Here is an 11719-nt window from a genome sequence, read left to right as displayed (position 1 = left end):
AGCCGCTAAAACCCAGCCTCATGCATCGGTTCCAGCATCGAGGCTGGTCTTTGTTCTCTCCACGAGCCTGTAGATCAGGAACGAATTGAAGTGGACCTGGATCAGGATGGGATGGAGCCCGAGGGCAACGGGCTATTCATGCAACAACGCCCCGATAGTCCTTAAGATTCGCTTAAGCTAAGCACTCTATCATTCTCGATATGCTGAGGTCGTGATCCCGAAAGACACTGGATGCTCGACGAAGAGAAGTCAAACTATCCAGTGAGGTGGTTCCGATGGGCGAACATAGACCGTTTTCACCTCAATTCAAGGTGGAGCGGGTGTTGGAATTGCTGAACGGGACCCACCCGGCGACGGAAGTGTGCCGCACACACGGGATCACGCCGTCGCCGCCGTTGGCGTGACGGAAGCGACGGGTGGAACAGGCCGCAAAACTGTTCGAGCGAGAAAGCGAGCGGGATCCGGCCCAAACCCGGGGTGGTTCACGAGTTCAAGCTGAAGCAAGAGAGCATCCACTCGATTAAAGCTTGAACTCGCCGTTTCCAAACCACATCGAACGCCGGCATTTTGCGAATCGAGCAGGTACTTTATATTTCAAACCACGAAGGACGCCATGAACGCCGACCCACCGCCGCAAGCTTCGACAACTTCTTCGGTTCTCTCGGATATCAGAGACTTACTTGATTACCTGAACCGACGAATTCTCGGCCAAGAGGCATTGAACACGCGGCTGTTGATTGCCTTGCTGGCCGACGGGCATCTACTGGTCGAGGGTGCGCCCGGGCTGGCCAAGACGACGGCTATCAAGACCTTGGCCGCGGGATTGGAGGGCGATTTTCATCGCGTCCAATTCACGCCGGATCTGCTCCCGGCGGATTTGACCGGTACCGAGATTTATCGGCCACGGGAGGCCTCGTTTCAGTTTCAGAAGGGACCCATCTTTCATAACCTGCTGCTGGCCGACGAGATCAACCGGGCACCGGCCAAAGTACAATCCGCCCTTCTGGAAGCCATGGCTGAACGCCAGGTGACGGTCGGTCGCACCAGTTATCCGCTGCCCGAGCTGTTCCTGGTGATGGCCACGCAAAACCCTATCGAGCAGGAAGGCACCTACCCGCTGCCCGAAGCGCAACTGGATCGCTTTCTGCTGTATGTGCGTATCGGCTATCCCGATTCGCAAACCGAGCACGCCATCCTGCGGCTGGTTCGCGAGCAGGCGTTACAAAACGGGACCGCCGCCCTCGAAAAAACGGTGCGAGTTTCCCAGCAGCGCGTGTTCGCGGCGCGACGCGAGGTGCTGGCGCTGAACCTGGCGCCGGCTCTTGAGTCGTACATCGTGGCTTTGGTGATGGCGACCCGCAATCCGGCGCCTTATGGCGCGGAACTATCCGGTTGGGTTCGGTATGGCGCCAGCCCACGGGCAAGTATCGCGCTGGACCGCTGCTCCCGCGCCCATGCCTGGCTGCATGGCCGCGATTACGTCAGTCCCGAGGACATTCAGGCCATCGCCCCCGACGTGCTGCGCCACCGCGTGTTGCTGACTTTCGAGGCGGAAGCCGATGGTATCGATACCGAGCGATTCATCGCCGAACTGCTCGATCACGTGCCCGTGCCTTGAGAAGCGCCAACGCCGCAAATCGAGCCAGCGACCGCGCTTCCCTTTCCGCCTCCGGTTATTTCCGATGTTAAGAGCAATCCGCAAACGCATTCAGCAAGGTTTCGTATCGAACGGTTCGACATCTTCGCAATCCCCCGTTCCGCCATCGCCGAGCGAAACCCGAGGATTCGCCGTTTCCATCGAAGAACTGCTGCGACTGCGCGCGCAAGCCACCGGACTCGGTTTTTCTCCTCAGCGCCGAGTGCTATCGACTCAGGCGGGGGAGTATGTCTCGCCGTATCGGGGTCGCGGCATGGAATTTGAGGAAGTGCGTGCCTATCAACCCGGTGACGACATCCGCAACATGGATTGGCGGGTGACGGCGCGTACCGGTCGGCCGCATACCAAATTATTTCGGGAAGAGCGCGAACGACAGGTGTTGTTCCTGGTGGATCTGGGACCGAGCATGGCTTTTGGGACTCGGGTTGCCTTCAAATCGGTGGTGGCGGCCCGAGCCGCCGCTCTGTTGGCCTGGGCCGCCTGCGACAACGGCGATCGCATTGGCGGGATCGTGTTTGCCGGGAAGCCGCATCGGGAATTGCGACCTGCCGGGCGGGAACGGGGTTTGTTGCCTTTTCTCAAGGCACTGGTCGACATGCAGCCCACTGATCTCATGCCCGCGGAGACGGAGAACGGCCAATGGGTAGAAATTCTGCGGCGGCTGACCCGTACCGTTCGCCCCGGCAGTCTGATCTTTTTGCTGAGCGATTTTCGCGGACTGGCGCAACAGGCCGCGCAATCCTTCGCTCGTCTGGCCGCTCACAACGATGTGATCTCCATTCTGATCTTCGATCCCATCGAAGCCGCCGCGCCACCGGCCGGTCGTTACCCGTTAAGCGACGGTCAACGTTTTGCCGTCCTGGACACCGGCGATCCAAGCCTGGCCGATGCGTATCGTGACCGCTTCGCTTCCCATCGCGATGCGGTTCGCGCCTTGTGCCATCGTCACGGTGGTCATTTCCTGACCTTGGCCACCAACCAGCCGGTGCCCGAAACGTTGCGTCGTGGTTTGATCGTCCATCATCGGCGGCCCGGCGCCCGCGCGACTCGCCCCTAATCCCATGCCTGCGCCAAACCCTTTAGCGGATTTGCGGGATATTCATCTCCCGGAACCGGTTTCCTGGTGGCCACCCGCTCCGGGGTGGTGGCTGCTGACCGTGCTGTCGCTGCTCGTCGTCGCTGGCTGGCTGTGGTGGTGGCGCCATCATCGGCGGCAGACACCCCGGCGAGCGGCATTCGCCGAACTGGCGCGGCTTCGAGACGATTTTCAGCGTCATGGCAATGGAGCTGCCGTCGCCGCCGGAGTCTCCATATTATTGCGCCGTTTGGCACTGGCCCACTTTCCCAGAAACGAGGTGGCGGGTCTGGTCGGCGATGCCTGGTTGCAATTTCTGGATCGAAGCGGTGGCGGTACCTCGTTCAGCGCCGGACCTGGACGCGCGTTGACCCAAGCGCCCTATCGGCTTGCCGAAGCGTTCGAAATCGAGGAATTGCTGAACGTGGCCGAGACCTGGATCAAACGCGTCAGCAAACGGAGGACGATCGCCTCATGATTCATCTGGAATGGCCTTGGGCATTATGGGCCTTGCCCTTGCCCTGGTTGGTGATGCGATGGTTGCCACCCGCTCCCGCTAATGAGGGTTCGGCGCTGCGCGTTCCATTTCTGGACGAGGTTTTAGCACTAGACGCCGGATTCGGCGAACGTAAAGCCTCGCGGCGCCGCTGGCTGAAAATGGCGCCGTGGCTGGCGTGGCTGCTGCTGGTGCTGGCGGCCACCCAACCCCAGTGGCTGGGCGAACCGGTCGCCTTGCCGGTCAGCGGGCGCGATCTGCTGTTGGCGGTCGATGTCTCGGGCAGCATGGCGTTGGAAGATTTCATGCTCGACGGGCATTCGGCCAACCGCCTGCAAGTGGTCAAGGCGGCCGCCAGAAGCTTCATCGAACGACGCGCGGGCGACCGACTGGGTTTGATTCTGTTCGGCACGCAAGCCTACCAGCAAACTCCATTGACCTTCGATCGCCATACCGTCGCCACCTTGTTGAACGATGCGGTGGTCGGGCTGGCGGGCGAGCAAACCGCTATCGGTGATGCGATCGGGTTAGCGTTGAAGAGGCTGCGGGCGGCCGATGCCAAGGACCGGGTCTTGATTCTATTGACCGATGGCGCCAATACCGCCGGTGAGGTGACGCCGCGCCAGGCAGCCAAATTGGCCGCCGCCGAGGGTTTACGCATCTACACCATCGGGCTCGGCGCCAAGGCGATGCGCCAAGACAGCTTTTTCGGTTCCCGGATCATCAATCCTTCGGCTGATTTGGATGAGGCGACGCTGAAAGACATCGCCGAAATCACTGGCGGTCGCTATTTCCGCGCCACCGACACGGATTCCCTGGAATCCATCTATCAGGAATTGGATCGCTTGGAGCCAGCCACCCGCGATAGCGAGTATTTCCGTCCGCATCAATCACTGTTCGTCTGGCCATTAGCCCTTGCTTTAGTCATTTCAGTCTTCCTTGCCGCCCGCCGTTTGCCCTGGTGGATCAAGGCGCGAGTCAGCGACGACGAAAGTCAACTCAAAGGTGGAGTCAGTCGATGAATGCCTTGTCGGATTTTCATTGGCTACGCCCGGAGTGGTTGTGGGCGTTGTTGCCGTTGGCTGTTATCGTCTGGCGCTTGCTGCATCAGGCGAAAAAAGCGTCTGCCTGGGAAAAGCAATGCGATCCCCATCTCTTGGAGAAACTGTTGATCCGGCGCGCTCGCCATCAACGCTGGCCACTCGTGTTATTGGCGGTCACTTGGATCTTGGCGGTGATCGCCTTGGCCGGCCCAGTTTGGCAAAAACTGCCCGAGCCGGTTTATAGGACTCAGGCGGCTCGTGTCATCGTGCTCGACCTTTCGCCGTCCATGAATGCGCCCGATCTTCGTCCATCGCGGATCGCCCGTGCCCGTTTCAAGGTATTGGACCTGTTGACTCGCTATCGAGAAGGGCAAATGGCGCTGGTGGTCTTTGCCGGCGAACCCTTCGTCGTGTCGCCCCTGACCGACGACACCAAAACCATTGCCGCCCTGGTGCCGGCGCTCAGCCCCGATCTCATGCCAGACCCCGGCGATCACGCGCACACGGCGTTGCGGATGGCCGACGAATTACTGCGTCAAGCCGGCATTCAGAATCAGGGGGAGATCGTCTTGGTCACCGATGGCTATGACGACCCGGCCGCAACTCTGGAAGCCGTGACCACCTTACGCGCCCACGGGCGGCGGGTCTCGGTACTGGCGGATGGTACCGAGGAAGGCGCGCCGATTAGGCTATCCAACGGCGGATTCCTGAAAGATTCCACGGGCGCCATTGTCGTACCGCGCCTCGACTTCGCGGCTTTAAGCGAAGTGGCCCGTCAAGGTGGCGGACATTTCGCCCGTCTCAGCGCGGACGACCGCGACATCGATTCCTTGTCGGCCGACACGATGGCCCGACCTCGCGAAGTTCGAACCGAATCATCCCATCAAAGATCGATGGATCGCTGGCGGGAAGAAGGGCCGTGGCTGCTGCTGATCCTGTTGCCGTTAGCGGCTCTCGCTTTTCGGCGCGGGTGGCTGGCGGTGGTGGTGCTCGGGGTATTGACGGCACCGGACCCGGCCGCGGCCTTCAGTTGGCAGGATTTATGGGCGCGTCCCGATCAGCGGGGAGTCCAAGCCTTGCAGGCGGGTGAAGAAAAAAAGGCGGCTGAACTGTTTCAAGATCCCGCCTGGAAGGGCTCGGCGCATTATCAGGCCGGCGATTATGAAAAGGCCCTGGAAAATTTCAGTCAGTCGGACGGCGCCGATGCCCTTTACAACCGTGGCAATGCCTTGACCCATCTGGGACAACTGCAAGAGGCGATCGCGGCCTACGATCAGGCCTTGAAAAAAGACCCGACCAACACCGACGCACGTAACAACAAAGCCGTGGTGGAAAAATTGCTCAAGCAACAGCAACAGCAACAGCAACGGCAGCAATCGAAGAATGACTCGCGGAAGAATCAGCAAGGCCAGAATGGCGAGCAGGATAAGCAAAGCTCGAAGGACTCATCTACCGATTCACCCAAACCATCGCCGGCCGATCAGAAAAACCATCCGGAATCTCAGAACCATAAGCAGCAGGCGGGTCAGCAGAAACAACCCGAGAGTGGAAAATCCGCAAACGGCAGCTCACCGGAGAACCAGGCCAACGCCCATCAATCCCAGCCTGAATCGGAACAAAAGCAGTCGAAACAAAATCAGTCCCGATCACAGGAAAAGCCATCAGATTCCACGCCGTCCACTGCACGATCGGAACCACCGAAAGCGGACGAGAATCTGCCGGAACAGCCTGCCACTCAGTCGAAACCGGACGAAAATTCGCAAGAAAACTCAGCGGCGACCGCCCAGACCGAATCGCAAACCCCACGGAATTCCGATCAGCAAGCCGCTGCCGCCCGCGCCGCGGAATCGCCGGAGCAATCGGAAGACCAGCAAGCCATGGATCAGTGGCTGCGGCGCATACCGGACGATCCGGCTGGCTTATTGCGGCGAAAATTCTTGCTGGAACATCTACGTCGCCAACAACAGGCCGCGCGGAGAGGAGAATGATGATGAAGCGCTGGATTTGTATCCTGTTGCTGGGTTTGGTCCAGGGTTTGTGGGTGTTTCCGGCCTTGGCGCAGGACGTCAATGCCTCCGTGGATCGCGATACGGTCGCCGAAAACGAAACCTTGCGCCTGGTCATCGAAGTATCCGGATCCGCTCCCAGCAGTGACCCTGATCTGTCGCCGCTGTCGCAAGATTTCCAGGTTCTGGATACGGCCAAGAGCAACCAGTTCAACATGATCAACGGCACGATCGATGCCAAGACCCGCTGGACCGTGAGGCTGGCGCCACAAAAAGCCGGATTGCTCACCATTCCAGCGTTGACGGTGGGCGATCAACAAACACAACCGATCGTGATCAAGGTCACCGAAGCGGGTACGGCTTCCTCGACCGGCGCGACCCCCGACATCTTCATCGAGTCGGAAATCAAACCGGATACGGCTTATGTGCAGCAACAATTGACTTATGTGTTGCGGATTTATTATGCGGTGACGCCACATGGCCCTCAGCTTAGCGACCCCAAGGCGGCGGATGCGCTCATCGAACGTTTGGGTGATGATCGGCAATACACGACTCAGCGTGGTGATCGGCGCTATGGAGTCATCGAACGGCAATACGCCATCTTCCCGCAGAGCAGTGGCACACTCAGCATCGAATCGCCGATTTTCTCCGCTCAGGTTCCGGACAGTCGCCAGCAATCGGCCAACCACCATTTCTTCGGGCAAGGCGGTTTTCTTGGTCCAGACCCGTTCAACTCCCTGTTCCAAACCATCCGCCCGGTACAAGTTCGTGGTCAGTCATTCCAGATCACGGTGAAGCCGCGTCCACCAAAATCCGGTACGGGAGCCTGGTTGCCAGCGCAAAATCTGACGGTCACCGAATCCTGGTCGCCCGATCCACCGACTTTTCGGGTGGGCGAACCGGTCACCCGCACCTTGAGCCTGAAAGCCCAGGGATTGACCGGCGCTCAGCTTCCAGAGTTGCCGTTGCCATCATCAGCGGATTTGAAACTCTATCCGGATCGCTCGGCGACCGATACCCAAGCCAATACCGGCGTCGTGGTGGGACAGCGCGAACAGAAGATCGCCCTTGTTCCCACGCGCCCCGGTACGTTCCCGTTGCCGGAGATCCGCATTCCCTGGTGGGATACCCAAGCCGATGCACCGCGCGAAGCCATCGTCCCCGCCCGTAAGATCACCGTCACCGGTGCGCCGACCCCATCGACTCCAGCGCAATTGGTTCCAACGCCGCAAGCGTCGAAAACGCCCGCCATCCCCGTGGAGCCAAGCGCGGATGCCAAGCCCACGCCTCAAAAATCGCCATCGCCGGTCTCCAAGGAGCCGTTGCCGCAACGGCTATCGAGCGGCGCATTGTCCGGCGGCGCTTCCTATTGGCCTTGGATCGCGCTGGCGCTGTTGGTCGCTTGGATCGCGACGTTGCTGCTCTGGTGGCGGACGCGTAGTCAGGCGCGAACCGTCGCGCCGGCGGCGGACGAACGCGACATCAGCATCCAATCACAACGAGAAGCACTGCGCGCATTGAAACAGGCTTGCCAGGCCAATGACGTGGAGCGGACGAAAAAAGCTCTTTTACACTGGGCAAAAAGACAATGGCCGAAACATCCGCCGCGATCGGTGTTGGGCGTCGCCAAACGGATCGACCATCAGAACGCCTGTCATGCGCTGGAAGCGTTCGATCGCTGCTTGTATCAGGATGGCGGGCATTCTTGGAAGGGCGAGGTGTTTTATCGGGAAATTGCAAGTGTGTTGAACGCAAAGACAGAGCGGATGAAGAGTGGACCGAAAGGACAGGCATTGCCGGAATTGTATCCGGCATAAATCCTCGCAGAGATACCGGCGTTTCAGCGCTTGGCGGACACCAGGATAAATCCAGTGCTTCAAGCCCATTGCCCCTGGGCAGTTACCGGATTGTATGGCAAGACGTTTCCGCCCGTTCCGGCCACGGCACCGTGGATTCGACCCTGGCCCGCGCCGATCTTGCTTTGCTATTCCGATGCGAAGGCGAGGCGCGACGGGGAACCGTTCAATCCGGTCGGCGCACGCCTTCGAGTAACATCCAGTCTTCTCGCTGCCTGGAAGGCTCAAAGCTGAAATCGGCACTGAAGGCGGCCCGCACCGCCTCGGCGTGCGGTTCGAGAATGCCGGACAGCACCAGCCGGCCACCGGACCGGACCCGCCGACCGAATTCCGGCGCCAACCGTACCAGCACGCCGGCCAGAATGTTGGCCAGCAAAATATCCACGCTCAGCTCGGCCGGCAGTTCGGTGGGCACGACCAGATCGATGCGATCCTCGACCCCGTTCTGGTCGGCGTTGTCGTCGCTGGCCAGCAGCGCCTGCGGATCGATATCCACCGCCCAGACCTTATGCGCGCCCAATTTGGCGGCGGCCACCGCCAGAATCCCCGATCCGCAGCCGTAATCCAGGACGCTCCGGCCGTTCAGATCCGCGCCGTCCAGCCACTCCAGGCACAGCGCCGTGGTCGGATGGGTACCGGTGCCGAAGGCCAGTCCCGGGTCCAGACGGATGTTGACGCCGGCCGGATCGGGCGGCGTCTGCGTGGTCGGGCAGATCCACAGCCGTCGGCCAAAGCGCATCGGGTGAAAATTCTCCATCCAGGCCCGCACCCAATCGCGCTCTTCCAATTCGGTGAGCCGGCATTCCGGCAGGATGGGCGCGTGCAGGAACCGCCGCAACTGCCCCTTGATCACTTCGATATCGGTCTGGGCGTCGAACAGCCCGGTGACGCGGGTATGGGTCCACAACGGGGTTTCGCCGGGCGCCGGCTCCAACACTGGTTGATCGCCGGCATCCTCCAGCGTGACCGCCAGCGCACCGGACAGCAGCAGGGCGTCTTCCAGTTGTTCGGGGCTGTGATCGATGGCTTCCAGGGTCAGTTGCAGCCAGGGGGCGGTTGCGGCGTCGCTCATGGGATGGATGTCTTTGCGCGGTCGGCGGAGATAATCAAACAGCCTAGCGTATCCATCGCCGGACCGCCAACGACCCGCTGGAATCGCTGCCGTCAGCGGGTACCCAGCAGATGTTTTTCCAGATAGTGAATATCGGTGCCACCGTCCAGGAAGCGGGCGTCGCCGAGGATACGTCGGTGCAGGGGTGCGTTGGTTTTAATGCCGTCCACCACCAGTTCGGCCAGCGCCCCACGCATCCGGGCGATGGCGGCTTCGCGGGTTTCGCCGTGGGCAATCAGCTTGCCGACCATGGAATCGTAGTTGGGCGGCACCCGGTAGCCGTTGTAGATATGGGAATCCACCCGGATGCCCGGCCCACCCGGTGCATGATACTGGGTAATGGTGCCGGGCGAAGGGGTAAAGGTATCTGGGTCCTCGGCGTTGAGCCGGCATTCCAGGGCGTGTCCCCGGACGTGGATGTCGTCCTGACGGTAGCCCAGCGGCGCGCCGGCGGCAATGCGCAACTGTTCCTTGACGATGTCCACCCCGGTGATCAGTTCGGTGATCGGGTGCTCGACCTGGATGCGGGTGTTCATTTCGATGAAGTAGAACTCGCCATCCTGATAAAGAAACTCGAAGGTGCCGGCGCCGCGATAGCCGATACGCTGGCAGGCCTCCACGCAGGCTTGCCCGATCCGGCGGCGCTGCGCCGGCGTGATGCCGGGCGCGGGGGCCTCCTCGATGACTTTCTGGTGACGGCGCTGCATGGAGCAGTCGCGCTCGCCCAGATGAATGGCGTGGCCGTGGGTATCGGCCAGCACCTGGATCTCGATATGGCGGGGATGATCCAGATACTTTTCCATGTACACGGTCGGATTGCCGAACGCCGCATTCGCCTCGCTGCGAGTCAGATCCAGGGTAGTGAGTAGCGCGGCCTCGCCGTGAACCACCCGCATGCCGCGACCGCCGCCACCGCCAGCCGCCTTAATGATGATGGGGTAGCCGATGCCGCGGGCGATCCGCAGGATCTCCGGCTGGTCGTCGCCCAGCGGGCCGTCCGAACCGGGTACGCAGGGTACGCCGGCTTCCTTCATCGCCCGGATGGCCGAGACCTTGTCACCCATCAAACGGATGGTTTCCGGCCTGGGACCGATGAAGATGAACCCGCTCTGCTCGACCCGTTCGGCGAAATCGGCGTTTTCGGACAGGAAGCCATAACCGGGATGAATCGCCACCGCGTCGGTGACCTCGGCGGCGCTGATGATCGCCGGCATGTTCAGATAGCTTCCGGCGGCGGGCGGCGGGCCGATGCAAACGGTTTCGTCGGCCAAGCGGACGTGTTTGAGGTCACGGTCCACGGTGGAATGCGCGGCCACGGTGCGGATACCCAGTTCCCGACAGGCACGCAGGATGCGCAGGGCGATTTCCCCACGATTGGCGATGACGACTTTTTCGAGCATGGCGAGGGTTATTCGATGATCAGCAGCGGCTGGTCGAACTCGACCGGTTGGCCGTTCTCGACCAGGATGCGGGTAACGGCGCCGGCGTGGTCGGCCTCGATCTGATTGAACATCTTCATCGCCTCGATGATGCAGACCGGGTCACCGACGTTGACGCGCTGACCGATCTCGACGAACGGCTTGGAGCCGGGCGCGGCCGAGCGGTAGAAGGTGCCGACCATCGGCGAGCGCAGCACATGGCCATGGGGTGTTTCCGCTTCGGCGGCGGGCGCGGGCGCTAAGGGAGTTGGCGCGGCGGCGGGCATTGGACCGGACTGGGGGCCGTAACCGTAACCGTGCCCGGCCCAGATCGGCGGCATCGTCAGCGGGGCACCGCCGTGCGCATGGCGGCTGATCCGTACCGAATTCTCGCCTTCCTTGATTTCGATTTCGGCGATGCCCGAGGTTTCGAGCAGCTCGATGAGTTTCTTGATCTTGCGGATGTCCGTGGGCATGACGGTGGCTACCGGCGTGGGGTGGCGAGGTGGCGGTCGGCGGCGCGCAGCGCCAGTTCGTAGCCCTGTGGGCCTAATCCGCTGATGACCCCGACGGCAATGTCGGACAAGTAGGAATGGTGGCGGAACGGCTCGCGGGCGAACACGTTGGACAGATGCACCTCAATAAACGGAATGCCGACACCGAGCAGGGCGTCGCGCAGCGCCACGCTGGTGTGGGTGAAGGCGGCGGGATTGATGACGATGAAGGCGATGCCTTCCAGAACGGCGGCGTGGATGCGGTCGATCAGGGCGTGTTCGGCGTTGCTTTGGAAACAGGCCAGGTCGTGCGGCCCCAGTTCCTGGGTCAGCGCCACACAGCGCTGCTCGATATCGGCCAGGGTGTCGGCGCCGTAGATTCCCGGTTCGCGGGTACCGAGCAGGTTCAGATTCGGTCCGTTGAGTAACAGCAGTTTTGCCATGGTTCAGGCAGGGTCCTCATAAAGGGCGCGATTTTGCGTGAAGGTCCATCGGTTGTCTAGCCAGAAATACCCTTGTTCTATCACTGATAGGGTGCGCGGACGACGGATTTCGGGTACCTC

11 protein-coding genes are annotated in these 11719 nt (G+C 61.2%); 7 read left to right on the top strand and 4 right to left on the bottom strand.

What is annotated here, in order from left to right:
- Nucleotides 1-275 precede the first annotated feature (275 nt).
- From IPM89_14175 to IPM89_14145, 7 genes are all read left to right on the top strand, one after another.
- A complete protein-coding gene (locus IPM89_14175) occupies nt 276-404 on the top strand; it encodes a transposase (protein ID QQS53965.1) in 129 nt (42 codons plus the stop codon).
- A gap of 209 nt (nt 405-613) precedes the next feature.
- Nucleotides 614-1618 carry a MoxR family ATPase gene (locus IPM89_14170; protein ID QQS53964.1) on the top strand — a complete coding sequence of 335 codons (1005 nt, stop codon included), beginning with the start codon at nt 614-616 and terminating at the stop codon, nt 1616-1618.
- A gap of 64 nt (nt 1619-1682) precedes the next feature.
- Nucleotides 1683-2714 carry a DUF58 domain-containing protein gene (locus tag IPM89_14165; protein ID QQS53963.1) on the top strand — a complete coding sequence of 344 codons (1032 nt, stop codon included), beginning with the start codon at nt 1683-1685 and terminating at the stop codon, nt 2712-2714.
- Between the two features lie 4 nt (nt 2715-2718).
- The gene (locus tag IPM89_14160; GenBank protein QQS53962.1) at nt 2719-3210 is read left to right on the top strand and encodes a DUF4381 domain-containing protein; all 492 of its coding nucleotides are present in this window, start codon (nt 2719-2721) and stop codon (nt 3208-3210) included.
- Complete coding sequence (locus IPM89_14155; GenBank protein ID QQS53961.1) at nt 3207-4250, top strand: VWA domain-containing protein; 1044 nt, start codon at nt 3207-3209, stop codon at nt 4248-4250. The genes IPM89_14160 and IPM89_14155 overlap by 4 nt, the downstream gene beginning before the upstream one ends.
- The gene (locus IPM89_14150; GenBank protein QQS53960.1) at nt 4247-6259 is read left to right on the top strand and encodes a VWA domain-containing protein; all 2013 of its coding nucleotides are present in this window, start codon (nt 4247-4249) and stop codon (nt 6257-6259) included. The genes IPM89_14155 and IPM89_14150 overlap by 4 nt, the downstream gene beginning before the upstream one ends.
- A complete protein-coding gene (locus tag IPM89_14145; protein QQS53959.1) occupies nt 6256-8094 on the top strand; it encodes a protein BatD in 1839 nt (612 codons plus the stop codon). Before IPM89_14150 ends, IPM89_14145 begins: the two co-directional genes overlap by 4 nt.
- 205 nt (nt 8095-8299) lie before the next feature.
- On the opposite strand, the gene prmA is transcribed toward IPM89_14145, so the two are convergent.
- The 4 genes from prmA to aroQ form a co-directional block, all read right to left on the bottom strand.
- On the bottom strand, nt 8300-9205 hold the full coding sequence (gene prmA, locus IPM89_14140; protein QQS53958.1) for a 50S ribosomal protein L11 methyltransferase: 906 nt from the start codon (nt 9203-9205) through the stop codon (nt 8300-8302).
- Nucleotides 9206-9297: 92 nt separating this feature from the next.
- Complete coding sequence (accC, locus tag IPM89_14135; protein ID QQS53957.1) at nt 9298-10644, bottom strand: acetyl-CoA carboxylase biotin carboxylase subunit; 1347 nt, start codon at nt 10642-10644, stop codon at nt 9298-9300.
- 8 nt (nt 10645-10652) lie between these two features.
- Nucleotides 10653-11138: an acetyl-CoA carboxylase biotin carboxyl carrier protein gene (locus IPM89_14130; protein ID QQS53956.1), complete on the bottom strand. Its 486-nt coding sequence runs from the start codon at nt 11136-11138 to the stop codon at nt 10653-10655.
- A gap of 8 nt (nt 11139-11146) precedes the next feature.
- Nucleotides 11147-11599: a type II 3-dehydroquinate dehydratase gene (aroQ, locus tag IPM89_14125; GenBank protein QQS53955.1), complete on the bottom strand. Its 453-nt coding sequence runs from the start codon at nt 11597-11599 to the stop codon at nt 11147-11149.
- Nucleotides 11600-11719 lie beyond the last annotated feature (120 nt).

The organism is Candidatus Competibacteraceae bacterium (genome assembly GCA_016699715.1).
Taxonomy (GTDB): domain Bacteria; phylum Pseudomonadota; class Gammaproteobacteria; order Competibacterales; family Competibacteraceae; genus Competibacter.
Note: the sequence above shows the minus strand (reverse complement) of the source record. Positions and strands in the feature narration are given on the sequence as shown.